30 protein-coding genes and 1 tRNA gene are annotated in these 24282 nt (G+C 66.4%); 12 read left to right on the top strand and 19 right to left on the bottom strand.

What is annotated here, in order from left to right; genetic code table 11:
- Nucleotides 1–9: 9 nt before the first annotated feature.
- The 5 genes from KDJ86_RS06635 to atzD form a co-directional block, all read right to left on the bottom strand.
- The gene (locus tag KDJ86_RS06635; RefSeq protein WP_291744178.1) at nucleotides 10–918 is read right to left on the bottom strand and encodes an ABC transporter permease; all 909 of its coding nucleotides are present in this window, start codon (nucleotides 916–918) and stop codon (nucleotides 10–12) included.
- Nucleotides 915–1985 (bottom strand): ABC transporter permease, encoded by a 1071-nt coding sequence (locus KDJ86_RS06630; protein WP_291744176.1) that lies wholly within the window; start codon nucleotides 1983–1985, stop codon nucleotides 915–917. Before KDJ86_RS06630 ends, KDJ86_RS06635 begins: the two co-directional genes overlap by 4 nt.
- The gene (locus KDJ86_RS06625) at nucleotides 1982–3469 is read right to left on the bottom strand and encodes an ABC transporter ATP-binding protein (RefSeq protein WP_291744174.1); all 1488 of its coding nucleotides are present in this window, start codon (nucleotides 3467–3469) and stop codon (nucleotides 1982–1984) included. The genes KDJ86_RS06630 and KDJ86_RS06625 overlap by 4 nt, the downstream gene beginning before the upstream one ends.
- Nucleotides 3470–3586: 117 nt before the next feature.
- Nucleotides 3587–4606 carry a BMP family protein gene (locus KDJ86_RS06620; protein WP_291744172.1) on the bottom strand — a complete coding sequence of 340 codons (1020 nt, stop codon included), beginning with the start codon at nucleotides 4604–4606 and terminating at the stop codon, nucleotides 3587–3589.
- Between the two features lie 106 nt (nucleotides 4607–4712).
- Entirely contained in the window at nucleotides 4713–5786 is a 1074-nt protein-coding gene (gene atzD / locus KDJ86_RS06615) for a cyanuric acid amidohydrolase (RefSeq protein ID WP_291744170.1), read from the bottom strand.
- A gap of 116 nt (nucleotides 5787–5902) precedes the next feature.
- On the opposite strand from atzD, the gene KDJ86_RS06610 reads away from it, so the two are divergent.
- A complete protein-coding gene (locus KDJ86_RS06610) occupies nucleotides 5903–6745 on the top strand; it encodes an IclR family transcriptional regulator domain-containing protein (protein WP_291744168.1) in 843 nt (280 codons plus the stop codon).
- A 157-nt stretch (nucleotides 6746–6902) separates the two neighbouring features.
- Here KDJ86_RS06610 and KDJ86_RS06605 read toward each other — a convergent pair whose 3' ends face one another.
- On the bottom strand, nucleotides 6903–7232 hold the full coding sequence (locus KDJ86_RS06605) for a GNAT family N-acetyltransferase (RefSeq protein WP_291744166.1): 330 nt from the start codon (nucleotides 7230–7232) through the stop codon (nucleotides 6903–6905).
- Nucleotides 7233–7331: 99 nt separating this feature from the next.
- Nucleotides 7332–7407, bottom strand: a tRNA-Lys gene (locus KDJ86_RS06600).
- A gap of 133 nt (nucleotides 7408–7540) precedes the next feature.
- Between KDJ86_RS06600 and KDJ86_RS06595 the strand changes: the two genes are divergently transcribed.
- Nucleotides 7541–7978, top strand: a complete 438-nt coding sequence (locus KDJ86_RS06595) for a DUF4864 domain-containing protein (protein WP_291744164.1) — start codon at nucleotides 7541–7543, stop codon at nucleotides 7976–7978.
- A 13-nt stretch (nucleotides 7979–7991) separates the two neighbouring features.
- On the opposite strand, the gene tgt is transcribed toward KDJ86_RS06595, so the two are convergent.
- From tgt to coaD, 7 genes are all read right to left on the bottom strand, one after another.
- Nucleotides 7992–9104 carry a tRNA guanosine(34) transglycosylase Tgt gene (gene tgt / locus KDJ86_RS06590; protein WP_291744246.1) on the bottom strand — a complete coding sequence of 371 codons (1113 nt, stop codon included), beginning with the start codon at nucleotides 9102–9104 and terminating at the stop codon, nucleotides 7992–7994.
- 11 nt (nucleotides 9105–9115) lie between these two features.
- Complete coding sequence (gene queA / locus KDJ86_RS06585; RefSeq protein WP_291744162.1) at nucleotides 9116–10198, bottom strand: tRNA preQ1(34) S-adenosylmethionine ribosyltransferase-isomerase QueA; 1083 nt, start codon at nucleotides 10196–10198, stop codon at nucleotides 9116–9118.
- Between the two features lie 12 nt (nucleotides 10199–10210).
- A complete protein-coding gene (locus tag KDJ86_RS06580; protein WP_291744160.1) occupies nucleotides 10211–10585 on the bottom strand; it encodes a LiaF transmembrane domain-containing protein in 375 nt (124 codons plus the stop codon).
- 121 nt (nucleotides 10586–10706) lie between these two features.
- Nucleotides 10707–11180, bottom strand: coding sequence for a peptidylprolyl isomerase (locus tag KDJ86_RS06575; protein ID WP_291744158.1), 474 nt, complete (start codon nucleotides 11178–11180; stop codon nucleotides 10707–10709).
- 31 nt (nucleotides 11181–11211) lie between these two features.
- A complete protein-coding gene (locus tag KDJ86_RS06570) occupies nucleotides 11212–11748 on the bottom strand; it encodes a peptidylprolyl isomerase (RefSeq protein WP_291744156.1) in 537 nt (178 codons plus the stop codon).
- On the bottom strand, nucleotides 11745–12158 hold the full coding sequence (locus KDJ86_RS06565; RefSeq protein ID WP_291744154.1) for a hypothetical protein: 414 nt from the start codon (nucleotides 12156–12158) through the stop codon (nucleotides 11745–11747). Before KDJ86_RS06565 ends, KDJ86_RS06570 begins: the two co-directional genes overlap by 4 nt.
- 18 nt (nucleotides 12159–12176) lie before the next feature.
- Nucleotides 12177–12689 (bottom strand): pantetheine-phosphate adenylyltransferase, encoded by a 513-nt coding sequence (gene coaD, locus KDJ86_RS06560; RefSeq protein WP_291744152.1) that lies wholly within the window; start codon nucleotides 12687–12689, stop codon nucleotides 12177–12179.
- Between the two features lie 176 nt (nucleotides 12690–12865).
- Between coaD and KDJ86_RS06555 the strand changes: the two genes are divergently transcribed.
- The gene (locus KDJ86_RS06555) at nucleotides 12866–13252 is read left to right on the top strand and encodes a hypothetical protein (RefSeq protein WP_291744150.1); all 387 of its coding nucleotides are present in this window, start codon (nucleotides 12866–12868) and stop codon (nucleotides 13250–13252) included.
- A 116-nt stretch (nucleotides 13253–13368) separates the two neighbouring features.
- A complete protein-coding gene (locus KDJ86_RS06550) occupies nucleotides 13369–13605 on the top strand; it encodes a hypothetical protein (RefSeq protein WP_291744148.1) in 237 nt (78 codons plus the stop codon).
- Nucleotides 13606–13713: 108 nt separating this feature from the next.
- Here KDJ86_RS06550 and gyrA read toward each other — a convergent pair whose 3' ends face one another.
- Complete coding sequence (gene gyrA, locus KDJ86_RS06545; RefSeq protein ID WP_291744244.1) at nucleotides 13714–16422, bottom strand: DNA gyrase subunit A; 2709 nt, start codon at nucleotides 16420–16422, stop codon at nucleotides 13714–13716.
- Between the two features lie 213 nt (nucleotides 16423–16635).
- Between gyrA and KDJ86_RS06540 the strand changes: the two genes are divergently transcribed.
- Nucleotides 16636–17001, top strand: coding sequence for a hypothetical protein (locus tag KDJ86_RS06540; protein ID WP_291744146.1), 366 nt, complete (start codon nucleotides 16636–16638; stop codon nucleotides 16999–17001).
- Between the two features lie 30 nt (nucleotides 17002–17031).
- On the top strand, nucleotides 17032–17388 hold the full coding sequence (locus tag KDJ86_RS06535) for a hypothetical protein (RefSeq protein WP_291744144.1): 357 nt from the start codon (nucleotides 17032–17034) through the stop codon (nucleotides 17386–17388).
- Nucleotides 17389–17407: 19 nt separating this feature from the next.
- Here KDJ86_RS06535 and KDJ86_RS06530 read toward each other — a convergent pair whose 3' ends face one another.
- Entirely contained in the window at nucleotides 17408–18016 is a 609-nt protein-coding gene (locus KDJ86_RS06530; protein ID WP_291744143.1) for a 2-hydroxychromene-2-carboxylate isomerase, read from the bottom strand.
- Nucleotides 18017–18239: 223 nt separating this feature from the next.
- Here KDJ86_RS06530 and minC point away from each other — a divergent pair, with 223 nt between their 5' ends.
- From minC to minE, 3 genes are read left to right on the top strand one after another with little or no spacing between them, the layout of a single operon-like run.
- Nucleotides 18240–18944, top strand: a complete 705-nt coding sequence (gene minC, locus KDJ86_RS06525) for a septum site-determining protein MinC (RefSeq protein ID WP_291744141.1) — start codon at nucleotides 18240–18242, stop codon at nucleotides 18942–18944.
- An 18-nt stretch (nucleotides 18945–18962) separates the two neighbouring features.
- Complete coding sequence (minD, locus tag KDJ86_RS06520; protein WP_291744139.1) at nucleotides 18963–19775, top strand: septum site-determining protein MinD; 813 nt, start codon at nucleotides 18963–18965, stop codon at nucleotides 19773–19775.
- Nucleotides 19772–20041 carry a cell division topological specificity factor MinE gene (minE, locus tag KDJ86_RS06515; RefSeq protein ID WP_291744241.1) on the top strand — a complete coding sequence of 90 codons (270 nt, stop codon included), beginning with the start codon at nucleotides 19772–19774 and terminating at the stop codon, nucleotides 20039–20041. Before minD ends, minE begins: the two co-directional genes overlap by 4 nt.
- Before the next feature lie 31 nt (nucleotides 20042–20072).
- Here the strand turns inward: minE and KDJ86_RS06510 are convergent, their stop codons facing one another.
- Nucleotides 20073–20297, bottom strand: a complete 225-nt coding sequence (locus KDJ86_RS06510) for a hypothetical protein (RefSeq protein WP_291744137.1) — start codon at nucleotides 20295–20297, stop codon at nucleotides 20073–20075.
- 224 nt (nucleotides 20298–20521) lie between these two features.
- On the opposite strand from KDJ86_RS06510, the gene KDJ86_RS06505 reads away from it, so the two are divergent.
- Complete coding sequence (locus tag KDJ86_RS06505) at nucleotides 20522–21967, top strand: TrkH family potassium uptake protein (protein WP_291744136.1); 1446 nt, start codon at nucleotides 20522–20524, stop codon at nucleotides 21965–21967.
- Nucleotides 21968–22009: 42 nt separating this feature from the next.
- Nucleotides 22010–22642 (top strand): MarC family protein, encoded by a 633-nt coding sequence (locus tag KDJ86_RS06500; RefSeq protein ID WP_291744134.1) that lies wholly within the window; start codon nucleotides 22010–22012, stop codon nucleotides 22640–22642.
- On the opposite strand, the gene KDJ86_RS06495 is transcribed toward KDJ86_RS06500, so the two are convergent.
- Nucleotides 22639–23016, bottom strand: coding sequence for a hypothetical protein (locus tag KDJ86_RS06495; protein ID WP_291744132.1), 378 nt, complete (start codon nucleotides 23014–23016; stop codon nucleotides 22639–22641). The genes KDJ86_RS06500 and KDJ86_RS06495 overlap by 4 nt on opposite strands.
- 85 nt (nucleotides 23017–23101) lie before the next feature.
- Here KDJ86_RS06495 and KDJ86_RS06490 point away from each other — a divergent pair, with 85 nt between their 5' ends.
- Nucleotides 23102–24064, top strand: a complete 963-nt coding sequence (locus KDJ86_RS06490; RefSeq protein WP_291744131.1) for a cation diffusion facilitator family transporter — start codon at nucleotides 23102–23104, stop codon at nucleotides 24062–24064.
- Between the two features lie 6 nt (nucleotides 24065–24070).
- On the opposite strand, the gene KDJ86_RS06485 is transcribed toward KDJ86_RS06490, so the two are convergent.
- On the bottom strand, nucleotides 24071–24282 hold a 212-nt coding region (locus KDJ86_RS06485; protein ID WP_367116763.1), incomplete at its 5' end, for a c-type cytochrome.

Genomic DNA, 24282 nt, shown 5'->3' with positions numbered 1-24282 from the left:
CCCTTGTTGTTATTGTTGCAATGGCCGGCCGATCGCGGCGGGCATCTTCGAGGAACGCCCTATTCCGGCAAGCACGGCGAGCGCGATGAGATAGGGCACCATGTGGATGATGTAGGAGCTGACCGGGACGCCGAAGCTCTGCAGCCTGAGCTCGAAGGCCTCGGCCGCGCCGAACAGCAGGCAGGCCGCCACCGCGCCCCAGGGCGACCAGCGCGCCACGATCAGCGACGCGAGCGCGAGGTATCCGCGGCCGCCGGTCATCCCGTCGGTAAAGGTTCCGACCTGCTGGAGCGTCAGCACCGCGCCGCCGAGCCCGGCGATCGCCCCGCAGGCGATGACGGCGAGCATCCGGACCCGGAACGGGTTGGCGCCCGAGGCGAAGACCGCTTCCGGATTCTCACCGGTCGCCCTGAGCGTCAGTCCCGCCTGGGTCCGCCCCAGGAAGAAGGCGATCGCAGCGCAGCCGAGCACCGCGACATAGGTCAGCGGCGGATGGTCGAAAAGCAGCGGCCCGACCACCGGAATGTCGCTGAGAAGCGGAATCGGCCAGGGTCCGAGTAGCGTCAGATGGAAGGATACCAGCTTGCCGCTGCCGGCGAGAATCCGCACGAGATAGCTGGTCAGCCCGAGCGCCAGGATGTTGGCGGCGAGCCCGGTGACCATGTTGTCGGCGCGGAAGCGCACTGTGACCACTGCGACCGCGACACCGATCACCCCCCCGCCGATCGCCGCGAGCAGGATGCCGACCGCCGTGCTGTCGCTCGCCCAGGCTCCGACCGTCGCCGCGAAGGCACCCGCCAGCATCATCCCCTCGAGGCCGACCGCGAATACCCCTGCCCGCTCGGACAGAATCCCGCCAAGCGCGGCGAAGAGCAGCGGCGTCGCGATTCGAATGGCGGCGTCGAGAAAATCGATCATGTCCGGCGCACCGTGGCTGCGAGAACGAACAGCATGGTCAGTCCCTCGATCACCGCGACGAGCGCCGAGGGAACGCCGACCTGCCGCTGCATCGAGAGCGAACCGGCTTCCAGAAGCCCGACGAAAAGCGCTGCCGGAATGATCGCCAGCGGTTCAAGCGCGCCGAGCAGCGCGACAGTCACCGCCTTGAATCCGAAGCCAAGCGAGAAACCCTCGATCAGCCGCCGATGGATTCCGAGCACCTCGATACCGCCGGCCAGCCCGGCAAGCGCCCCGGCGAGCAGCATCACGCCCCAGGTCACCCGGCCGAGCGAGAATCCGGCATAGGCGGTCGCCGGTCGCGAACTCCCCGTCACCCGGACGGCAAAACCGAAATTTGTCCGCCACAGCACGAAGGAAAGCGCCACGGCCGCGAGGATCGCAATGATGAAGCCGGGATGGGCGTCGAGCCCCGGAAAGCGCGGCAACCAGACCTCGCGGGGCATCAATGGCGACTGGAGGAATCCCGCGCCCTTTTGCCCCAATGATCCGGCGAGGAGTTGCTGGACGAGAATCAGGGCGACGAAGTTGAGGAGGAGCGTCACCAGCACCTCGTGGACCCGGCGGCCGAGATGGATCGCCGCCGCAATCGCCGCCCAGCCGGCTCCGGCCGCCGCCGCCGCGATCAGCACGATGACGATGGCAATGGGCGACATCCCGCCAGGCCAGGCAAGCGCCGCGGCGGCGGCTCCGATCCCGCCGATCGCGATCTGCCCTTCGGCCCCGATGTTGATCACCCCGGCGCGGAAACACATGGCGACCCCTGCTCCGGCAAGCAGATACGGCGTCGTCCGGTTGAGGGCGACGCCGATCTGGTGCGGCGTCCCCACCGCGCCGGCCGCCATCGCCGCGAAGGCCGTGAACGGGTTGTGGCCCGAGAGCAGGATGAGCCCCGCCGCGGAAAGCATCGACAGAAGCACGGCGAGAAGGATCCGGCCCGCCAGCCGGTCGGTGGCGAAGCGCAACCCGAAGGTCCGGCCGCCCGCCTCGGAGGCGTCGCCCGACGATGGCGAAGTGGTGTCGCTCATGCCGCCCGTCCGGACATCCAGAGCCCGATCTGCCGCATGTCGGCCTCGTCATGCGGGACGACGCCCGCAAAGCCGCCGCCCGCCATCACCGCGATCCGGTCGCTGATCGTCATCACCTCTTCGAGCTCCGACGAGACATAGAGGACGGCTGCCCCCGCATCGCGGAGCGCGATAACCCGGTCGAGCACGAAGCGGGTCGCGCCCGGATCGAGCCCCCACGCCGCCTGATGCGCGATCAGCACCGCCGGCCCCCGGTCGAGCTCGCGTGCGACGACGATCTTCTGCTGGTTGCCGCCGGACAGCCGCGAGACAATGGCCGATGGCCCGGAGGCGCGGATATCATAGGAGGCGATCAGCGACTCCGCTTTCGCGACGCCCGCACCGGGCTGCAGCACGCCATGCGCCGAATAAGGCGGCTTGCGGCTGTCCCGCAGCATCAGGTTCTCGGCAACGGTCATGCTGCGCACCAGGCCCGTCGCCGCGCGATCCGCAGGCATATAGGCCATCCCGGCCCGGACCCGCCGCGCCACCGAAGCGCCGGTGATATCCTGGCCGTCGAGATGGATGCTGCCGCCGTGCATCCGGCGAAGCCCGGCGAGCGTCTCGACCAGCTCGATCTGGCCATTGCCGTCGACTCCCGCGATGCCGAGGATCTCGCCGCCGCGTATCTCGAAGGAAAGCGGCTCCAGCCCCGGCGAAACCAGGTCCCTGGCCGCAAGCCGCACCGGACCGAGCTCGGGAGCCTGATGGGCCCGGGTCGTGCTGATCGTCCGGCCGACCATCATCTCTGCGAGCTGGCCGCGGGTGACGTCCGCGACCGGCGCGCGACCGGTGACGCGGCCGTCGCGAAGCACCACCACCTCGTCGCAGACTTCGAGCACCTCGGGCAGCTTGTGGGTAATGAAGACGATCCCCTTGCCTTCTTCCTTTAGCCGGCGAAGGATCGACAGCAGGTCGGCCACTTCCGTCGGCGCCAGATTGGATGTCGGCTCGTCGAGGATGAGAAGCTCGGTCTCCCGCAGGATCGCCTTGAGGATCTCGACACGCTGGCGGCGCCCAAGCGGAAGCGAGGCGATACGTGCGCGCGGATCGAGGTCGAGACCGAAGCGTTGGCTTGCCTCCCGGATCCGCGTCTCCATTGTCGCGGTCTGCAGGATATCGCCCGCCTCCGGCCAGCCGAGCATTACGTTCTCGACCACCGTCATCGCCTCGATCAGCATGAAATGCTGATGGATCATGGTGATCCCCGCCGCCATCGCCGCGCGGGGGCTGTGGTCGGAAAGCTCCCGCCCCTTGAAGGCGATCGTACCGGCATCGGGGCGCTGCATACCGAACAGTATCTTCATCAGCGTGCTCTTGCCGGAGCCGTTCTCGCCGAGCAGGCCGAGTATCTGACCCGCCTGGACGTCGAGATCGATGCCGTCATTCGCACGCAGCGTGCCGAAGCATTTCACGATGCCGCGCATTTCGAGGAGAGCGGTCATGCGCTCTCCCGGATCGGCCGCCGGCGCCGGCCGACGTCGGACAGATCGGCGACGGCCGGGCGGAACCCGGCCGTCGTATCGTCCTCTTTTTCGTCGTTGAGGTTCACCAAGGCTGGCCTAGCTACCGCTACGCGCGTCTTCTTCGGTGGGCTCGATCTTCAGCTCGCCCGAAGCGAATTTGGCGGCCAGGTCATCGAGCTCTTTCACCACCTCTTCGGGGACGATCGGGTTATACGCCTTGCCCTCGTCATACATCAGCGTCGCCCCGGTCACCGGCGCGGTGTCGTAGCCATACTGGACGAAGTCGCCGAACAGCTTGCCGTCCTTCACCTGGTCGGCGGTGCTGCCGAACATGCCGGGCCAGTCCTCGATGATATTGGTCAGCACGAGGTCTGGCGCGATCTTGGTATGGTCGAAGCCGCGGCCGCTCGCATAGACATTCTTCTCCTTGGCCGCCTGCATCAGGCCCGTCTCGCCAGCGTTCAGCTTGCCGGTGATGAAATCCGCCCCTTGCGCGATCAGCGACAGCGCCGCCTCCTTCGCTTCGGCCGCGTCCTCCATGTCCTTGACATAGAGGATGGTGACCTCGGCGCCTTCCTTCTCCGCACAGATGCGGAAGCCGCCGGCCTGCGCGGTGATGTTGGGAACACCCTGGAGGCCATAGACGCCCGCCACCTTGTGGGTCTTGCTCATCTTCGCGGCGAGCATGCCGAGCTGACAGCCGAACTGGGCGTTATTCCAGTCGATCGACATGACGTTCGGCGGCATGCCTTCGTTGCCGCTGACCGCAATGAACTGCACGTCGGGGAAGTCCGGCCCGACCTGCTCCATCGCCGAGACGAACCGGCCGGAGTGGCCCATCACGATGTTGTAGCCCTGGCTCGCATATTCGCGCAGCGCCTCGGCCTCGTCGGCATCGGCAACGTTCTCCGAATAGGCGGTTACGAATCCGTGTGGTTCGAGGCTCATCAGGATGGCGTAACCGAGCGCATTCCAGCTCTGGTCGTTGATGCTGCCCGGAAGAAGGATAGCCGCCTTGTCTTCGGCGAAGGCCGGCGCGGTGAACGCAGCGACCGAAGCCAGCAAGGCGGTGGCGATTGCGGGGCGGCGAAGGCTCTGAAAGATGTGTGTGGTCATGTGAAAATCCTCACGTTCTCACCCTTCCGGCCGATGCAGGTTTGCCTCGACCAGGGAGCCCTCCACGGAGCAATTTCAATGCCAGCGGTTGGCTGACGCGCGCGCCCTAGACCCGGGCGATCGCTGCGATCGGCGCCTCCCCTGGCTCGCACTGATGCTCCGTTCCACCCGAAACGAAAATCGCTGCATCACCCGTCACCGAGGCGATCACCGCGCCGAGCGCGGCGCGGGCATGGCGCTCGTAATTGATATCGGCATCGGAAAGCATCGTCGTCCGCCGGCCACGCAGGAGTCCACCGGGCGGCGCTTCCGCCTTGGCGAAGATCGCCACCGCTTCTGCGTCACTCGCTCCGCCTCCCGCGTCGCGGATCGCGGCACGGACTCCCTCCGCGTCGATCACGTCGCGCAGGATCGCGTGACCGATCCTGAGGTCCCCGCCCGCCTTCGACGAATTGCCGAATAGCAGGATTTCGCAGTTCTTGAGCTCACCGCCGGCCGAGGTGTTGGCGACGGAAGAATAGAGGTCCATCCGCTTGGCGATCGCCTCGTCATTGACGTCGGCGGCGGCCACTTCACCAAGCGCCAGGGCAACGCCGAGCGCGGTCGCGCCGCGGGCATATGGCTTCGAACCGTTGGGATCCTGGGTGACGAGCTTCGCCCCCCGGCTGTTGGCGTCGGCCACCGCCGCCGGCGTCAGCAGCGGTCCTTTGACCTGGACGTAGTGGACGTCGGCGGGGTCCTCGATGCCGGCTTCCGCCTGTGCCTGACGGACCGCGTCGGCGACCGTCTCGACCTCGGCCATCGTCCCCACTTCCTCGGGCGCGAAATCCCGGGTTACGGCAATTCCGATCGCCAGGCGCTTGTCGCCGGCCGGCTCGGAGTCGCTACGGGTGAAGATCGTCGCGTGCGGGCTGAGGACCCCTTCCGTCCCCCCCGACCATACGAAGGCGATCCGCTTCGCCACGTCGTCCGCCGGCAGGCCGAGGTGTTTTCCGAGCGCGATCGAAAAAGACAAGGTGGCAAGCGCCCGGGTAAAGTCGTTGGCACCGCCATTTCCCTCGGTCTTGCCGATGCTGGCGACAATCTCCTCCGGCCGGATCGTGCCGTCGGCGATCAGCCGCTCGAGACCTGAGACATCGGCCGGGCTGTTCATCAGAACCTTGTGAACCCCGACGCGCATCCCACTCTCCCTCGCTTGTTTCACCGCGATACTATGCCGACCGGCCCGACCGTCAACTTTATTGGAAAAGATTTCACGATGTGGAATAGTGCGACTCCAGCGAAGACGGGGTAGTCATGGACGCGATCGCGAGCAGCCCGCGCACTCGGCGCAACGATGAAAAAACGCGCACTGCCTCGTCGGGGGCAGGCGTCCAGTCCCTGACGAGGGCCCTGTCGATCCTCGATGCGCTCGCCGCCAGCGACGACGGGCTGACCCTGACCACCCTCGCCCGTCAGGTCGCCCTTCCCCCGTCGAGCGCCCACCGGCTCCTGACCACCATGCAAAGGCAACGCTTCGTCCGCTTCGACCAGGCATCGATGTCCTGGCAGATCGGCGTCCAGGCCTTCCTCGTCGGCAATGCCTTCGCCCGTACCCGCGACGTGGCGGTCCTTGCCAAGCCCTATATGCGGCAGTTGATGGAAGAGTGCGGCGAGACGGTGAATCTCTATGTGCTGAGCGGCCGTGAATCCATCATCTGCATGGGTCAGGTCCAGTGCCATCAGACGATCCGCGCCATCTCCCGCCCGGGCGGCCAGGTGCGGATGCATGGCTCGGCGGCGGGCAAGGCGATGCTCGCCCACATGACCCGGCAGGAGGTCGCCGATATCGCCCGCAAGCAGGGCTTGGCGCGCAACACGCCGAACACCATCGGCAGCCTCCGGAAACTCCACGCCGAGCTCGGTCGGATACGCCAGCGCGGCTACTCGATCGACGACGAGGAATTCGCGATCGGGCTCCGCTGCATCGCCGCCCCGCTCTTCGACGAGCGCGGCACCGCCCATGCCGCCCTCTCGATCGCCGGACCGGCTGCGCGCATCGTCGATGACCGGCTTGCCGAGCTCGGCCGCCTGGTCGGCGCCGCGGCGCGCTCGGTCACCACCGAGCTCGGCGGCTCGGTGGAGACGTCCGCGGCCTGAGGGCGCCGGGATTGCGTCGGTTTCGGGTTGCCGCCGGCCTCCGGCCATATCGATGGGAAACGCCGGACCGGCGCTGGAGAGGCGCAAGAAGCGCCATGCGGAAACGATGAGGCTGGTCCGGCGCTATCAGCAATTGACGCGCGGTGGCCAGCGGCAGCTAAATCCGTAGCGAATTGGATTGCAGCGGCTTGAAGCCGAAGCCCTCGTAGAGCGCTTTTCTGCGAGCGACGCGCTCGGGGTCGCCGCAATCGAGAACGTCCAGCATAACGACCGCTATCCCGAGGCTCTCGGCCACCAGGGCGACGCATTTCAGCGCATCGACGAGGAGGTCGCCACCGTAACCCTGGCCGCGGAATCGTTCGTCGCGACCGATCATGGAAATATAGACCGCCGGGATGTTGCCATGGGAGGGGCGTGTTCGCGCAAACCTCCTTGGCAATTCTCCGTAGCGCACCGAATGCGCATTGATTGAATAGAAGCCAATCAAGGCGCCATCCGGCGCCGTTATAGCCGGTCGAGCCTTATATAGACCTTATATCTTGGTCCGAGACGACTATCTGATCGCGCCGTAATTTATTGATTTCCTTGGTGAGCGCGCAGGGGCTCGAACCCTGGACCTACTGATTAAAAGTCAGTTGCTCTACCAACTGAGCTACGCGCTCCGCGGCCCCATATGGCTGGCCGGCACTGCCCGGGTCAATACCGGAGCGGCGACTTCTGGCAATCTTTGTCCGCTGGCGTGAAACTGAAGGCCCCATCGGCGCGTATCGAAGTCGACGACATGGAGGAAATGTCATGACCAGCCGCTTGAGACACGCCCTCGCGATAATTCTCCTCGCTTTCGGTATCGCCGGCGCAACGCCCGCGGCCGCCGAGATGGCCGGCGCCGACCGCGACAGCATCCGCGCCATCATCGAGAGCCAGATGAGTGCCTTCCAGCGCGACGACGGCGCCGCCGCCTACGGCTACGCCGCGCCGGCGATCCGGCAGCTCTTCCCGAGCGCCGACATCTTCATGGAAATGGTCCGGACCGGCTACCAGCCGGTCTACCGGCCCCGCTCCGTAACCTTCGGCGAGCTCGTCGAGACGCCCCAGGGGCCGGAGCAGCGGGTCTTCCTCACCGGCCCGGACGGCAGGAGCTGGGTGGCGATCTATACCCTCGAACGGCAACCGGACGGCACCTGGAAGATCAGCGGCTGCCGGCTGGTCAAGGACGACGGCAGCATCGCCTGAGCGTCGCGCGGAATCAGAGCGGCGGCAGGTCGCCGCGCGCCCAGCCCGCCTTCGTCCCGGCGACGAAGGCGGCGTAGCGCCCTTCGGCGATCGCCGCGCGGATGCCAGCCATCAGGTGCTGGTAATAGGCGAGGTTGTTCCAGGTCAGCAGCATCCCGGCGAGCAACTCGCCGGATTTCACGAGATGGTGCAGATAGGCCCGCGAATAGTCGCGGGACGGCGCCCAGTCCATCGCCTCGTCGAGCGGCCGCGGGTCCTCGGCATGCCGCGCATTCTTCATGTTGAGCTTGCCGAAGCGCGTATAGGCGACGCCATGGCGTCCGGCCCGCGTCGGCAGCACGCAGTCGAACATGTCGACGCCGCGCGCCACCGCCTCGACGATATCGTCCGGCTGGCCGACGCCCATCAGGTAGCGCGGCTTGTCCGCCGGCAGCGCCGGCACCGTCGTGTCGAGCATGGCGAGCATCACGTCCTGCGGCTCGCCGACCGCGAGGCCGCCGATCGCGTAGCCGTCGAAGCCGATCGCCGCGAGCCCCTCCGCGGATTCGATCCTGAGGTCAGGCTGGTCGCCACCCTGGACGATGCCGAAGAGCGCCCGTTCCCTTGTTTCCCCGAAGGCGGCCTTGGAGCGTTCCGCCCAGCGCAGCGACAGCCGCATCGCCCTCTCCACCTCCTGCCGTGACGCCGGCAGCCGCACGCATTCGTCGAGCTGCATGCGGATATCGGCGTCGAGCAGCGCCTGGATCTCGAGCGAGCGCTCCGGGGTCAGGCGGTGGGTCGATCCGTCGAGATGCGACTGGAAGGTGACGCCGTCCTCGTCGAGCTTGCGGAGCCCGGCGAGCGACATGACCTGGAAGCCGCCGGAATCGGTGAGGATCGGATGCGGCCAGTTGGCGAAGACATGCAGGCCGCCGAGCGCCGCGACCCGCTCCGCCCCCGGCCGCAGCATCAGGTGATAGGTGTTGCCGAGGATGACGTCGGCGCCGAGCGCCCTCACCTGCTCCGGATACATCGCCTTGACCGTGCCCGCCGTCCCGACCGGCATGAAGGCCGGCGTGCGGATCATCCCGCGAGCGGTGGTCAGCTCGCCCGTCCGCGCCGCGCCATCGGTCGCGGCGATCGTCATGCGAAAGTCGGTCACCGCGCCGCCTCCGGGAAGAGCAGGCTGGCGTCACCATAGGAATAGAAGCGGTAGCCGGTGTCGATGGCGTGGCGATAGGCGGCGATCATCGTCTCGCGGCCGGCAAAGGCCGAGACCAGCATGAACAGCGTCGAGCGCGGCAGGTGGAAATTGGTCATCAGCAGGTCCACTGCCTTGAAGCGGTAGCCGGGGGTTATGAAGATCGCCGTCTCGCCGGCGAAGGGCTGAACCATCCCGCTATCGTCGGCGGCGCTTTCGAGCAGCCGGAGCGACGTCGTGCCGACCGCGACGATCCGCCCGCCGGCGGCGCGCGCCTCGTTCAGTCGCTCGGCCGCTTCGGCGCTCACCGTCCCCCATTCGGCGTGCATATGGTGGTCTGCGGTGTCCTCCACCTTGACCGGCAAGAAGGTCCCCGGCCCGACATGCAGCGTCACCGTCTCGCGGCCGATCCCGGCTTCCGCCAGCCGCCTGTCGAGTTCTTCGGTGAAATGCAGCCCCGCCGTCGGCGCCGCGACCGCCCCCTCCTCGCGGGCATAGATCGTCTGGTAGTCGGTCCGGTCCCGCTCGTCCTCGGCCCGGCGGCCGGCGATATAGGGCGGCAGCGGCATGTGGCCGATCGCATGGATCGCCTCGTCGAGCACCGGACCGGAGAGGTCGAAGCCGATCAGCACGTCGCCCGCCGCGCCCTTCTCCTTGACGGTCGCGTCGAGCCCCGATGCGAGGCAGGCATTGTCGACCATCGCGCCGAAGCGCAACCGGTCGCCGGGCATGAGACGCCGCGCCGGCCGGGCGAAGGCGCGCCACCGGGCCGCGCCCTCCCGCTCGTAGAGCGTCACCGAGACCGGCGTGACATTTTGCCCGCGGATCCGCTCGCCGCGCAGTTCCGCCGGAATAACCCTGGTGTCGTTCACCACCAGCACGTCACCGGGCCTGAGCAGGTCCGGAAGGTCGCGGACCTGGTGGTCCGAGAGCCCCCCGCCCGGTCCGACCTCGAGCAACCGCGCCGCGTCGCGAGGTTTCGCCGGACGCAGCGCGATGCACGCGTCCGGCAGCTCGAAATCGAAAAGGTCGACCCGCACGGAAGCGCCGGGTCAGCGCCGCGTATAGGCGCGGCCGAGCGCCAGCACGCCGATGATGATCAGCACCGCCGGCCATATGAGATTCCAGTCGACATCGAGGTCGAACAGGAACATCACCGTCAGCGCCACCAGCACGATACCGGTGATCAGCGGCCCGACCATCGCCCCGCCGAACTGCCGTGCGTTGGCCTCATACGCCTTCCAGGCGCTGGCGAAGGCATAGAGCGCCGGTATCAGGATGAACAACGCCCACCAGTTGCCCGGAATGGCATAGCCCATGTTCTGGAACAGGAAGACGACGCCGACCGCGATGAGGATCAGCGCCGCGATCCAGGCGCCCGGACCGCGCGATCCGTCGACGTCCCTGTCTGACTGGTTATCGGACATGATTGCTCCGCTCCCGGTTCGTCCGGGGCGATCCTAGCACGACGGTGCCGGCCGGAAGGTTACCGGGCCCGGCGACGACCGGACCCGGCCCGCATGGCATCGCTGGTGCGCGAGCCGCGCCTCAGGCGGCGTCGGCGGCGACCTTCATCGAGATGATCTTGTCGGGGTTCGCCACCGGCTCGCCGCGCTTGATCTTGTCGATATTCTCCATCCCCTCGGTGACCTTTCCCCAGACGGTGTACTGGCCGTTCAGGAAGCTGGCATCGGCGAAGCAGATGAAGAACTGGCTGTCGGCGGAATTCGGATCGCTGGCGCGCGCCATCGAGCAGGTGCCACGGACATGCGGCTCGGCGTTGAACTCGGCCGCAAGGTGCTGGCCCGAGCCGCCCATGCCGGTACCGGTCGGGTCGCCGGTCTGCGCCATGAAGCCGTCGATCACCCGGTGGAAGACGATGCCGTCATAGAAGCCCTGGCGCGCCAGTTCCTTGATCCGCGCGACATGGCCGGGCGCGAGATCGGGCCTCAGCTCGATCACGGTCGTGCCATGGGTGGTTTCCATGACCAGCGTGTTCTCGGGGTCTTGTCCTTCAGCCATCGGGCCCTCCTCGTCCTTTCCTGTGTTCCGTTCAGTTCGTGTCGCCCATCACCCGCATGGTGACGATGTGATCCGGGTTGACCACCGGCTCGCCGCGCTTCAGTTGGTCGACAAGCTCCATGCCTTCGACCACCTCGCCCCAGACCGTATACTCGCCGTTCAGGAAGGAGCAGTCCTGGAAGCAGATGAAGAATTGCGAGTTGGCCGAGTTCGGATCGGGGGTACGGGCAGCGCCGATCGTCCCGCGCCCGAAATTCGTGTTGGTGAACTCGGCCTTGAGATCGGGAAGATCCGAGCCGCCGGTACCGGTGCCGGTCGGGTCGCCGCCCTGCGCCATGAAGCCCTCGATCACCCGGTGGAAGGGCGTGCCGTCATAGAAGCCGCGGCGGGTCAGGGTCTTCACCTGAGCCACGTGGTTCGGCGCCAGATCCGGCCGCAGGCGGATAATCACGTCGCCGCTCTCGAGCGTCATCACCAGGGTGTTGTCGGGATCGAGTTCCTGGGCATGCGCGATCGCCGGCAGCAGCAGGAAGAGTGCCGCCAGCGCGGCCGTGACGTGCTTGATCATTCTGACTCACCAAAATCGCAAACGATGGGATGGATGGACTGCCCGACAACGCGCAGATAGCCGATGCGGACGGTATGGTCGCCCTCTTCTCCGCGCAACAGGCGGATGAGGATTGCAAGGGATTCGACGGTCTCGTCGGCGAGGTCGATCGAAAAGGATCGCCCGTCGTCGAACGACTGATAGAGCGCGACCGGCGTCGCCTCGTCCACCGAAAGCGTGCTCCATGCGCCGTCCGGCGTCGTCACCCGGACCCAGTTCGGCCGGTCCGCCGGAAGGCCGGATCCGAGATTCATCTCGACGGTCACCCCGGGATCGCCGGTGCCGACGCAGCTCACGGTCTCGGTGGCATGGGCCGGAGCGCAGACAGCCGCCAGGGCGGCAAACGACAGACAGGTTCTTGCCAGCTGCATGATGGTCACCGTGTCGAATCAGTCCGAGGAAGCGGGGCGATCGGCCTTGGCCTGCAGTCTTGCGACGATCGCCGGCGGAACGAAGGGCGAAACGTCGCCGCCCATGCGGGCGATCTGCCGGACAAGCGTGGCGGTGATGTGACGGGTGCTGGGCGACGCCGGCAGGAAGACCGTCTTGATCTCCGGCGCCAGCACCGCGTTGGTCGAAGCCATCTGCATCTCGTAGTCGAAATCGGCGGCGTTGCGGAGCCCCCGGACCAGCAGGGTGGCGCCCGCTTCCTGCGCGGCGGTCACGGTCAGGCCGTCGAAGGACGATACGGCAACCCGCTTCCCCTCGCCGTTGGGCAGCGCGGCGACCGCGTCGGCGATCATCGCCTTGCGCTCGCCGGGCGTGAACATCGTCTGCTTGGTGGGATGCACGCCGATCGCGACCACCACCCGGTCGCAGATCGTCAGCGCCGCCGCGAGGATATCGAGGTGGCCATTGGTGATCGGATCGAAGGTGCCTGGATAGAGTGCGGTTCGGGTCATGGTCCCGTCGGTTTCGGCCTTCGCCCCTTCGGGCGTGGCTCGGCTTCTAGCGGGAAGCATGGATGCCGGCAAGGCGTTCCCCTCCCGTCGCTTTTGCCCCGGGCGCTGCCAAGCCGCCGCGAAGCCACGTCTTTTTATTTTATAATTCAATAGGTTAACCATGTGATCCCGGTCACATGCTTTTTGTGATCAACGTCACTGTGGATGGAAAGGCGCGGACCTATCTTCCCCTCATGCAGTTGGTTCGACGCGGCCCGAGATTGGGGCCGGCAGGTAAGGAGGGGAAAATGAACACCAGGATCCGTCAGACGATCGTTGCAGTGACTTTCTCGGCAACCGTTGCGCTCGGCATCACCGGTGCGACCCTGAGCGGCCAGACCAAGGAAACCGATCTCGCGCAGGTCTGCGCGAATGCGACCTGGCCGATGATCCCGGCCGAATGCCTCGAGGGGCAGCAGAGCGACGTCCGGAAAATTTCCCCGGATGGCACCGTGACCGGCACCACCGTGCTGACATCGGCCGATATCGCCCTTGCCGAGCGCTTCCAGACCGCCTTTCAGTAGCCGGTCGGCGACCACGGCACCCTGAACGCCAGATGAACGGAGCGAATGGCCGCGGTTCAGTCGGGAAAGAGCAGTATCCGACGAATAGAGGTCAGCTTCCGTCAGGAGAGAAGCAAATGAACATTCTGGTCCACACCGCGATCGCAGCGACGAGCCTGGCCGCGACGGTGGCCGTCGCCTTCGCCGGCGCTGCGATCCTCGACTCGGGCGCCCCTGTCGCGGCCGCGAAGTCGGATCGCCTCGAGGTCGCCGCCGAAGCCCCGGCCGAGACGCGCTACATCACGATCGAGTCGCGCGGCGACCAGGTTTCGGTGCTTCAGCGCGTTCCCGTCACCCTGACGGCCTCGAACTGACCGAAAGACTTTTGAAGACCTGACTCCCAAGACCCCAGCCTGAGCCGCCGGCAGCCCCACCCGGCGGCTCATTTCTTTTCCGCCCGGCCCGATCTCGAACCCGGGTTGTCACGACGCGGCCTCGTCTCCGGCCGGGTCTTCGCCCTCTTCCTCGTCTTCCTCGGGCAGATGCTCGACCGACACCACCTTCTCGTCCTCGGCGGTATCGAAGACGATCACCCCTTGTGTGCCGCGGCCGACGATGCGGATGTCGTGGATCGGCATCCGGATGATCTGCCCGCCATCGGAGACCAGCATGATCTGGTCGTTGGCCTCGACCGGGAAGGACCCGACCAGCGGCCCGTTGCGGTCATTGACGACCATGGCGACGATGCCCTTGCCGCCGCGGCCCGTGGTCCGGTATTCGAAGGAGGATGTCCGCTTGCCGTAGCCGTTTTGCGAGACCGTCAGGATGAACTGCTCGACGGCGCCCATCTCCGCATAGCGCTCCTGGCTGAGCTCGCCGTCGGCCGCCTCCGCCTCCTCGTCGGCCTCCGGCTCGGCCGCCTCGACCTCCCCCTCGCCCCGTACCGCGCGACTCAGCTTGAGATAGGCCGACCGTTCGGCCGAATCGGCGTCGAAGTGGTGGAGGATGGCCATGGAGATCACCCGGTCGCCGCCGCCAAGCGCAATCCCGCGGACGCCGGTCGAATCGCGCCCCTTGAAGACCCGCACCTCGCCGATCGGGAAGCGGATGCACTGGCCGAGCGCGGTTGTCAGCAGCACGTCCTGCGCCTCGGTCGCGGGCTGGACGCCGACGATCCCGTCGCCGTCGTCGAGCTTCATCGCGATCTTGCCGTTGCGGTTCACCTGGACGAAGTCGGACAGCTTGTTGCGACGGACCCGGCCGCTCGTCGTCGCGAACATCACGTCGAGTGCGTCCCAGCTGTCCTCGTCCTCCGGCAACGGCAGGATCGAGGTGATCCACTCGTCCTTCTGGAGCGGCAGCAGGTTGACCAGCGCCTTGCCGCGCGACGTCGGCGAGGCCAGCGGCAATCGCCAGACCTTCTCCTTGTAGACGATGCCCCGCGACGAGAAGAACAGCACCGGCGTATGGGTGTTGGCGACGAAGACCCGGTTGACGAAGTCCTCGTCCTTCATCGCCATGCCGGTGCGGCCCTTGCCGCCGCGGCGCTGCGCCCGATAGGTATCGAGCGCCACCCGCTTGATCCAGCCGGAATGGGTGACGGTAACGACCATGTCCTCGCGCTGGATCAGGTCCTCGTCATCGAGCTCGGCGCCGCCGTCGACGATCTCCGTCCGCCGCGGCGTCGCGAATTCCTCGCGGATCGCGATCAGCTCGTCTTTGACAATCGTCTGGATGCGCGCCCGGGAGCGCAGGATGTCAAGATAGTCGGTGATCTCCGCCGCGATCTTCTCGAGTTCGTCGCTGATCTCCTCGCGCCCCAGCGCGGTCAGCCGGGCAAGCCGCAACTCGAGGATCGCCCGCGCCTGCGCGTCGGAGAGCCGGTAGGTCCCGTCTTCTTCGATACGGTGGCGGGGATCGTCGATCAAAGCGATCAGCGGCGCCACGTCCTCGGCGGGCCAGTTCCGGCTCATCAGTTCCTCGCGCGCGGTCGCCGCGTCCTTGGACGAGCGGATGACGCGGATCACCTCGTCGATATGGGCGACGGCGATGGCGAGGCCGACCAGCACATGGGCCCTGTCCCGCGCCTTGGCGAGCAGGAACCGCGTCCGCCGGCCGACCACGTCCTCACGGAACGCGACGAAGGCCTGGAGCATGTCCTTCAGCGTCATCTGCTCCGGGCGGCCGCCGTTCAGCGCCACCATGTTGCAGCCGAAGGAGGTCTGCAGCGGCGAGAAGCGATAGACCTGGTTCAGCACCACGTCGGCGACCGCCTCGCGCTTCAGCTCGATCACCACCCGCATGCCGTCGCGGTCGGATTCGTCGCGGATATCGGAGATCCCCTCGATCCGCTTGTCGCGGACCAGCTCGGCGATCTTCTCGATCATCGACGCCTTGTTCACCTGGTACGGAATTTCCGTGATGACGATCGCCTCCCGCTCCTTGCGGATCGTCTCGACGCTGGCGCGTCCGCGCATCAGCACCGAGCCGCGCGCCGTCTCATAGGCCGAGCGGATGCCGGCGCGTCCGAGGATGATGCCGCCGGTCGGGAAATCGGGACCGGGAACGATCTCCATCAGCCGCGGAAGGTCGATGCCGGGATCGTCGATCATCGCGATCGTCGCATCGATGATCTCGCCGAGATTATGCGGCGGGATATTGGTCGCCATGCCGACGGCGATACCGCCGGCGCCATTGACCAGCAGGTTCGGGAAACGCGCCGGCAGCACCACCGGCTCGGTTTCCGACCCGTCGTAATTCTCGCGAAAGTCGACCGTGTCCTTGTCGATGTCCTCGAGCAGCGAATGGGCCACCTTTTCGAGGCGGCACTCGGTGTAGCGCATCGCCGCCGGCGGATCGCCGTCGACGGAGCCGAAATTGCCCTGCCCGTCGATCAGCGGCAGGCGCATCGAGAAGGGCTGCACCAGCCTGACCAGGGCGTCGTAGATCGCCTGGTCGCCATGCGGATGGTATTTGCCCATCACGTCGCCGACGACCAGGGCCGACTTGCGGTAGGGCTTGTTCCAGTCCCGGCCGTTCTCGTGCATCGAATAGAGGATGCGGCGATGGACCGGCTTCAGCCCGTCGCGGGCGTCGGGCAGCGCGCGACTGACGATCACGCTCATCGCGTAATCGAGATAGCTTCGCCGCATCTCGTCGGTGATCGAGACGAATTCGATGCCGGGGGTCATCCCCTCGCCGGGTTCTTCCGGCGTCGGAGGCGGTGTTTCGTCAGCCAATTGGGTGCTCGGGAATCAGTCACAAACTGCTCCCGGAACCTAGGCATTCGCCGGCAAAGTTACAAGGCCCAAGCCGGCTGTGAATGGAAGCGAATTCCTGTTATTTTTCAAATGCCTGAACGGTCAAATCCAGAGCGGCCCGAAGTCGGCGGGGAAAGGAGCGCGGTGAAACGGTTGATCGCCCCGTCCGGGGAACGGACCAGGATCCTCCACATCGTCTCCGACAGCATCCCGCAAAGAGTGGTATTCACGGCGGAACGGCCCTCCGGCGGCGGGCCGCCTGACGGTACCGTGGAGGTCGTCCGCCGCCGCTGGTTCGCGCGCAAGGCGCCGGAAACCAGCCCCCTGTCGGCCCGGCAGAGCTTCGCCAAGGGCTTCGCCGACGTCGACTACGCAATCTATGTGACGCCGCGGGAAGACGTCGCGATCACCTTCGAAACCCGCCACTTCGAGCGGAAGACCCTGTTTCTGGTCCTCCTCGGCATACTTGTCGTCGCCGTGCTCGCCGCCGCCGCCGTCCCGCTGCTTTGATTGTCGTCCCTGGGGGCCCATAACAAGGCAATGACGACCGATCTTGTCCTTCCCGACGCGCGCGGCGACGAAACCTCCTTCCGCCGTGCCGTCCGCCAGCTCCGGGATCACCTTCTCGGCGCGGTGGACGTCGACATGGCGATCATGCTGAACGGCCAGCCCTTCACCATCACCTGGGGCGATCGCCGCCCCGCCAAGACCGACGAGGCCGCCTTTTCCCTTTCCTCCGGCATGCGGGTGATCGAGGCGACCGCTACCCGGCCGGCCGAGATCGTCTCCTCCGGCGAAGAGCAGATCACCATCGTCATCGACGGCGAACGCCTCGTCTTCCATCTCGTCGAGGTCCGGGGCGAGCCGCCGCCCCCGCCGCCGAAGGCGATCCCCTGATCCGGTCCGCTCCGCCTCTCTAGGATCCGGCCGCGTCGGATACAGCCTTTCGCCAGGTGATCGCGTCGTCCAGCCTGTCGTCGCCCCAGAACAGTTCGCCGGCGACGACAAAGCTGGGCGAGCCGAAGATGCCGAGCGAACGCGCCTCGTCGGTGGCCGCGAGATAGGCCGCCTCGGTCTCGTCCGACCGTGCCCGCTCGATCACTGCCTCGGGGTCTTGGCCGATCTCGGTCAGGCTCCCGCTGAGATTCGGTTCGCTTCCCGCCGGCTGGCCCTCCTCGAACCACCGGCGATAGGTCGCCACGACGTAATCCCGACACCACCCTTCGTCCCGGCCGACGATCGCGACGCGATTCGCCAGGTCGAATTCTTCGAGCGGATAAGGCGCCGGCAGCCGGGCCCTGAGCCCGTATCTGGCGGCGCGGCGTTCGATATCCCGCCACATGTACCGGGCTTTGACCGGCTTGTCGGCGAACGGGATGTTGTCCATCTCCCTCATGATGGCGCGGACGCTGAACGGCCGCCAGTTGAAGGAGACGCCGTGCGCCGCCTCGATTTCTCTCAGCCGCATGATGGTCAGGAAGCTGTAGGTGCTGCCAATCGAAAACCAGAGATCGATCGGTTCCATCGCTGTTCCCCGTCGTCGGTCCGCGCGCGCCCCAACCCCTACCACTCCGCGCCGGGATCGTTAACCGTCCCGCCTGGGCAGGATGTCGCCGCCCGTCGCTCACAACCGGCATGGCGCTCCGGAAACCGGAGAAAAGCGCGATCACGGCCGCTTCCCTTAACCACTCGTTAACCATAGCGCGGCGACAACATGTAACCGTTCATTAACTCCGGTTAACAGCACCGTGTCACTCGCTCTCGCCGCCAGTTCCGGAATTCGCCTCGCCGGCCGCTCCTTCCTCGCTTTCGTGCTGGAACCCATGCCACCGGTCGCCGGATGGCTGGACGACCTCGACGCGGTGGCGCGCCAGTCCCTCGCCTTCTTCGCCAACCGTCCGGTCGTGCTCAATCTGGCAAGGCTCGCCCCCGATCGGAACGAGACCAACGCGATCATCGACGCGCTGAAGATCCGCAACATCCGGGTCATCGCGGTCGAAGGCGTCGATCCGGCCTGGCTTGACCCGTCGCTTGCTCCCCTCGGCAGCGGCAAGGAATCCGGCAAGGTCGTCGACTTCCCAGGCGCCAGGGCGCCGGCTCAGCCGCGCGCCGCGGCATCGTCGAGAGGCTCGTCGATCATCGACCGGCCGGTGCGCTCCGGCCAGACGATCTTCCATCCCGAAGGCGACGTGATCGTCCTTGGCTCGGTTTCGTCCGGCGCCGAGGTGATCGCCGGCGGCTCGGTCCATGTCTATGGCACGCTGAGAGGCCGCGCCCTCGCCGGCGCCACCGGCAATCCCGGCGCGCTGATCTTCTGCCGGAAATTCCAGGCCGAGCTGGTCTCGATCGACGGCAGCTACATGACCGCGGAGCAGACACCGCCTGACCTGATCGGCAAGCCGGTCCAGATCCGGCTGAAGAATGACGCGATCGTGACCGATATTCTCGACTAGCAAGGAGAAGGGGCAAAGATGGGGACGGTAATCGTAGTCACTTCCGGTAAAGGCGGCGTTGGCAAGACGACGTCTTCGGCGGCCATCGGCGCCGCTCTCGCCCAGACGGGCGATTCGGTGGCGCTGGTCGATTTCGACGTCGGGCTGCGCAATCTCGACCTGGTGCTCGGCGCCGAGCGACGCGTCGTCTATGACTTCGTCAACGTCATCCAGGGCCAGGCCAAGCTTTCCCAGGCCCTGATCCGCGACAAGCGGATCGAGACGCTGCACCTGCTCGCCGCCTCCCAGACCCGCGACAAGGACGCGCTGACCGAGGAAGGCGTCGAGGACGTCGTCGGTTCGCTGCGCGAGACCTTCGACTGGGTCATCTGCGACAGCCCGGCCGGCATCGAGCGCGGCGCCATCCTGGCGATGCGGCACGCCGACATGGCGATTGTGGTGACCAATCCGGAGGTTTCCTCGGTCCGCGATTCGGACCGCATCATCGGCCTCCTCGACGCCCGGACAAGACGCACCGAACAGGGCGAGGCGATGGAAAAGCACGTCCTGATCACCCGCTTCGACCCGACCCGCGCCGCCCGCGGCGACATGCTCGCGATCGACGACGTGCTGGAAATCCTGTCATTGCCGCTGATCGGCATCGTGCCGGAGAGCCAGTCGGTGCTGAAGGCGTCCAACATCGGCATGCCGGTGGTGCTTGCCGACCCGTCGAGCGATTCCGCCCGCGCCTATGCCGATGCGGCCAGGCGGATCAAGGGCGAGAGCGTCGATCTGGCGGTTCCGACCGTCAGGAGGAGTTTGTTCGGAGGCCTGTTCCGGAGGGCAGCCTGATGATTTTGCGTTTCTTCAGACTCCGGCGCTCGGCGCCGGTGGCCAGGGATCGGCTGAAGGTCCTTCTGGCCCACGAGCGGGCGATGACCGGAAGACCGGATCTGGTCGCGGTGTTGCGCGAGGAAATCCTCGCCGTCATCCGCAAGCATGTCCCGGTCGATCCCGGCAAGGTCAACGTGCGCGCCGATCGCGACGGCAGCACCTCGACACTCAGCGTCGATATCGAATTGTCGACAATGGAACCGCCGCGGGCCGCCGCCGCATAGGCGCCGGCCCGGCAAATCCCGCGCCGAAAGGCTAGGGATGCGCGAATCCGGCGGGATAGGGTTTGCCGCAGATCCAGAAATAGTTCTTGTGCTTCGGGCTCCAGATGAAGCAATTCACGAAATCCCAGGGATTCTGGTTGATCCCCCGCCATGCCTGGTGCCGGGTGCGTGACGTGTAGCCGTTGTTGGCCAGCACCGGGGCGGCTGTGGCGATGATCGTCGCGGCAACGATGATTGCAGTGACGTATTTGGACATGCTCTCTCCTGTCAGGGATCGGTTTTCTCCAGTCTAGCCGCTTCGCGTCCCCGGCGAAACGGTGCCGGCTGCCTTCATCGGTTGACCGGATCGTCTGGCGTGCGCGTCACATCACCACCGGCGGAAAGAACCTTCGCCCGAATCTCCCGGTTGGCCGCCGCCGCCGCGTTGTGATACCACCCGCGCCGCGGCATTTTCGGTCGCGGCTTTTCCGGGAGTCGGACTTGCTCAAGGGCTGGCCGGCGATACTTACACTTGGCTGGATTCTCCTGGCGCTGTCTGTCGGCGCGGTCGGCGTCGCGCTCTTTTCGCTGACCACCGGAGACGGACTGGCACCGCTTTTCGCGGAAGATGCGGCAATCACCGCCGGCATCGGCGGGACGTGTATCCTGTCGACCATGGGGCGCACCTTCGAGCTCCACTTCCGCGATGCGACCTTCCTCACCGTGCTCGCCTGGTTCGCGGTCCCCTGTTTCATCGCCCTGCCCTACCTCGCCGATCCGCTGGACCTCTCGCCGGTCGACGCCTATTTCGAGGCGGCGTCCGGCCTGACCACGACCGGCGCCACCGTGCTCTCCGGCCTCGACAAGCTTCCCCATTCGCTCCTCCTCTGGCGCTCCTTCAGCCAGTGGATCGGCGGCATGGGCATCATCGGCTTCGCCATTGTCATCCTGCCTTTCCTCAAGATCGGCGGCATGCAGCTCTTCCGGCTCGAATTCTCGGACCGTTCCGACAAGCGGATGCCGCGTGCCCGGTCGATCGCCATGGCGGTCGCGGAGATTTACGTCGGCCTCACCGTCCTTTGCTTCCTTGTCTATAACCTTCTCGGCATGAGCGCCTTCGATGCCCTCAATCATGCATTGACCACCCTGCCGACAGGCGGATTCTCGACCCACGACGCCTCCTTCGGCTACTTCAAGAGCCCGGCGCTGAGGTGGGCGGCGGTCGTCTTCATGCTGCTCGCGGCGATGCCCTTTCTCGCCTATCTGCGCTTCATGCAGCGCGGCAGCCTGCGCGAGCGCATGGATCCGCAGGTCGAGGCCTTCCTGCTGACCATCGCCGCCATGGTCGTGCTCTTCTCGGCCTGGCTGGTGACGAGCCGCGCCTTCAATGTCGGCGATGCGCTGACCGAATCGGCTTTCAACATCGTCTCGGTCGTCACCACGACCGGCTTCGCTTCCCAGGACTATCTGACCTGGGGAACCTTCGCCGCGGTCTGGTTCTTCGCCCTCACCTTCGTCGGCGGCTGCACCGGCTCGACCGCCGGCGGCCTGAAGATTTTCCGCTTCCAGATGGCCTCGCGGGTCGTCGCGCGCCACGTCGGCAGCTCGATCCACCCCCACGCGGTCGTGCCCCTGCGTTATGGCGGCCGTCTTGTCTCGGACGAACAGGTCGGCTCGGTTGCGGTCTTCGTCTTCCTCTATCTGGCGTCGATCGTCGCCATTTCGATCGCCCTGTCGATCCTCGGCCTCGACCCGCGGACCGCCCTCTCCGCCGCCGCGACCGCCGTCAGCAATGTCGGCCCCGGCATCGGCGACGTGATCGGCCCGGCCGGCAATTTCTCCAGCCTGCCGGACGCCGCGAAGATCATCCTGTCCATCGCCATGGTGATGGGCCGGCTGGAGATCCTCAGCGTGCTGCTCCTGCTCTTCCCGAGCTTCTACCGCTGACCGCGCGCCAGCGCCCCTGACCGCGAATCATGATCGGGTTCCATGCTTGAGAAACTCATCCATTCCTTCGTCACGCTGTTCGTAACCGCCGATCCGATCAGCATCGTCCCGCTTTTCATCGTCGTCACCGCCGGCATGTCCGACGCCTCCCGCAGGCTCGTCGCCCTCCGTTCGGTCCTGATCGCCGGGCCGATCCTCATCGCTTTCGCCCTTTTCGGCGACGACATCATCAAGTTCTTCGGCATCACGATTCAGGCCTTCGAGGTTGCCGGCGGCCTCCTCCTCTTCGCCATCGCCTTCCGGATGGTGTTCGATTCCGGCAAGCCGGCGGATGCGCCCCAGGACACGGACAGCGACACGGGCCTCACCCAGATCGCCGTCTTCCCGCTGGCCATCCCGATGATGGCTGGTCCGGGCGCCATCTCGGCGACCATCCTCCTCACCACCCACCGCGACACCTGGATCGACCTCGTTGCCCTGGTCGGCATCATCGTCGTGTTGATGGGCCTGATCTACACGGTCCTGATGACGTCGGAGCGAATCGATCGCTGGCTCGGCAGCATCGGGCGGGTTGTCGCGAGCCGGCTGCTCGGCGTCATCCTCGCCGCATTGGCGATCCAGTTCGTCAGCGAGGGCGTCCTCGCCTTCGCCACCCAGATAGCGAAGTCAGCCTAATCGCCCGCCGTCTCCCGCAGCGTGACGCGCATCGTCCTGCCGCCAAAGGCATGGACGCTGTCATGGGCGGCGATCTCGACCGCGTCGACACCTTCCGGGATCGCCACGCCGCCGAGGCTGCGGGTAAAAGGTTGTTCGTTTTCATGGGGATGGAGCAGGGTTCTCGTGCCATAGACGGTTCCGTCGGCCCCCCGGATTTCCCAGGCGTCGGCATAGTGGTCCCATCCCTCGTCGTCGTGGCGCACGGTCACGTCGAAGCGCCAGGTTCCTCCCGCCTCCTGCGTCGCCACGACGTCGACGACGTCCGCCTCGCCGGCCATGGAGGGCGCCGCGCAGAGCCCCGAGACCAGGAATGCCAGAAGGACCGCGCGCATTGACTCCCTCCCCGCTTGCACCGAAAGCCTGTCCCCGGAGAATCTAGGGACCGTCGCCCGTCCGACCACCCCGGAGAATTTGCGAATGGCCGCCCATGGCTCGAAGATCGTCATCTACGCCGCCCTTGCCGGCAACGCCCTCATCGCGGTGACCAAGTTCGTCGCGGCCGGCCTGACCGGGTCGTCGGCGATGATGTCGGAGGGCATTCACTCGCTGGTCGACACCGGCAACCAGGGGCTCCTCCTCTACGGCATCCGTCGTGCCGCGCGGCCGGCGGACGCCCGCCATCCCTTCGGCTACGGCGCCGAACTCTATTTCTGGTCCTTCGTCGTCGCGATCCTGATCTTCGCGGTCGGCGCCGGCGTGTCCTTCTACGAGGGCATCGCCAAGATCCTCGATCCCCACCCGATGGAGGATCCGGTCATCAACTATGTGGTCCTGGCCCTTGCCATGGTCTTCGAGGGGGTCGCCTGGACGATCGCCTTTCGCAGCTTCGACAAGGCGCGCGGCAAGATGGGCCTGATCGCGGCGGTGCGACAGTCGAAGGACCCGACCGTCTTCACCGTTCTGTTCGAGGACACGGCGGCGATGCTCGGCCTTCTCGTCGCCTTTGTCGGCGTCTTCCTCGCCTCGTCCTACGGCATCGCCTGGGCCGACGGCGCCGCCTCGATCGGCATCGGCATCATCCTCGCGCTTGCCGCGATCTTCCTGGCCATCGAGACCAAGGGCCTGCTGATCGGCGAGGCGGCGGCGCCCGAAATCGTCGAGACGATCCGCAACATCGTGCTGGCGACGCCGACCGTCTCGGGCATGAACGAGCTGCGCACCCTCCACCGCGGGCCGGAGGATATCCTCCTCGCGCTCTCCGTCGACTTCGAGGACAACCTCACCGCCGGCAAGGTCGAGGAAGCGATCCAGGCACTCGAAACCGCGATCCGGAACCAGTTTCCGAGCGTCGGCCGCGTCTTCATCGAGGTCCAGTCGCGCAGCGGCCACCAGCAGTCCGTCGCCGCCGAGCAGCGCCGCCTCGAGACCGACGGCGGCTGACCGCCGCTACTGGAGCGACTGACGATAGGCGTGGACGTCTTCCGGCGTCATGGCCTCGTCCCGCAAACCGGCGACATCCGCCGCGCTGACCGCCATTCCGTCCGTGTTGAGCGCATCATTGCCCCAGCTCGATCGGACATAGCCGATCACCGCGGCGATCTCGTCGTCGGACAGGAACTCGAACGGCGGCATGTCGCTGTCGAAGGTCTTGCCGCCGA

The organism is Bauldia sp. (genome assembly GCF_020442045.1).
Lineage (GTDB): Bacteria > Pseudomonadota > Alphaproteobacteria > Rhizobiales > Kaistiaceae > Bauldia.
Note: the sequence above shows the minus strand (reverse complement) of the source record. Positions and strands in the feature narration are given on the sequence as shown.

Excerpts from the sequence above, each read along its gene's own strand:
- KDJ86_RS06575 (WP_291744158.1), bottom strand. The coding sequence starts at position 11,180 with ATGGCTGAAGGACAAGACCCCGAGAACACGCTGGTCATGGAAACCACC.
- KDJ86_RS06635 (WP_291744178.1), bottom strand. The coding sequence starts at position 918 with ATGATCGATTTTCTCGACGCCGCCATTCGAATCGCGACGCCGCTGCTC.
- KDJ86_RS06630 (WP_291744176.1), bottom strand. The coding sequence starts at position 1,985 with ATGAGCGACACCACTTCGCCATCGTCGGGCGACGCCTCCGAGGCGGGC.
- KDJ86_RS06570 (WP_291744156.1), bottom strand. The coding sequence starts at position 11,748 with ATGATCAAGCACGTCACGGCCGCGCTGGCGGCACTCTTCCTGCTGCTG.
- KDJ86_RS06495 (WP_291744132.1), bottom strand. The coding sequence starts at position 23,016 with ATGCGCGCGGTCCTTCTGGCATTCCTGGTCTCGGGGCTCTGCGCGGCG.
- KDJ86_RS06565 (WP_291744154.1), bottom strand. The coding sequence starts at position 12,158 with ATGCAGCTGGCAAGAACCTGTCTGTCGTTTGCCGCCCTGGCGGCTGTC.
- KDJ86_RS06555 (WP_291744150.1), top strand. The coding sequence starts at position 12,866 with ATGCTTTTTGTGATCAACGTCACTGTGGATGGAAAGGCGCGGACCTAT.
- atzD (WP_291744170.1), bottom strand. The coding sequence starts at position 5,786 with ATGCGCGTCGGGGTTCACAAGGTTCTGATGAACAGCCCGGCCGATGTC.
- minD (WP_291744139.1), top strand. The coding sequence starts at position 18,963 with ATGGGGACGGTAATCGTAGTCACTTCCGGTAAAGGCGGCGTTGGCAAG.
- KDJ86_RS06550 (WP_291744148.1), top strand. The coding sequence starts at position 13,369 with ATGAACATTCTGGTCCACACCGCGATCGCAGCGACGAGCCTGGCCGCG.
- KDJ86_RS06610 (WP_291744168.1), top strand. The coding sequence starts at position 5,903 with ATGGACGCGATCGCGAGCAGCCCGCGCACTCGGCGCAACGATGAAAAA.
- KDJ86_RS06500 (WP_291744134.1), top strand. The coding sequence starts at position 22,010 with ATGCTTGAGAAACTCATCCATTCCTTCGTCACGCTGTTCGTAACCGCC.
- KDJ86_RS06490 (WP_291744131.1), top strand. The coding sequence starts at position 23,102 with ATGGCCGCCCATGGCTCGAAGATCGTCATCTACGCCGCCCTTGCCGGC.
- KDJ86_RS06510 (WP_291744137.1), bottom strand. The coding sequence starts at position 20,297 with ATGTCCAAATACGTCACTGCAATCATCGTTGCCGCGACGATCATCGCC.
- KDJ86_RS06595 (WP_291744164.1), top strand. The coding sequence starts at position 7,541 with ATGACCAGCCGCTTGAGACACGCCCTCGCGATAATTCTCCTCGCTTTC.
- KDJ86_RS06625 (WP_291744174.1), bottom strand. The coding sequence starts at position 3,469 with ATGACCGCTCTCCTCGAAATGCGCGGCATCGTGAAATGCTTCGGCACG.
- KDJ86_RS06530 (WP_291744143.1), bottom strand. The coding sequence starts at position 18,016 with ATGGAACCGATCGATCTCTGGTTTTCGATTGGCAGCACCTACAGCTTC.
- KDJ86_RS06620 (WP_291744172.1), bottom strand. The coding sequence starts at position 4,606 with ATGACCACACACATCTTTCAGAGCCTTCGCCGCCCCGCAATCGCCACC.
- gyrA (WP_291744244.1), bottom strand. The coding sequence starts at position 16,422 with ATGACCCCCGGCATCGAATTCGTCTCGATCACCGACGAGATGCGGCGA.
- tgt (WP_291744246.1), bottom strand. The coding sequence starts at position 9,104 with ATGACGATCGCCGCGACCGATGGCGCGGCGCGGACGGGCGAGCTGACC.
- KDJ86_RS06535 (WP_291744144.1), top strand. The coding sequence starts at position 17,032 with ATGACGACCGATCTTGTCCTTCCCGACGCGCGCGGCGACGAAACCTCC.
- KDJ86_RS06580 (WP_291744160.1), bottom strand. The coding sequence starts at position 10,585 with ATGTCCGATAACCAGTCAGACAGGGACGTCGACGGATCGCGCGGTCCG.
- coaD (WP_291744152.1), bottom strand. The coding sequence starts at position 12,689 with ATGACCCGAACCGCACTCTATCCAGGCACCTTCGATCCGATCACCAAT.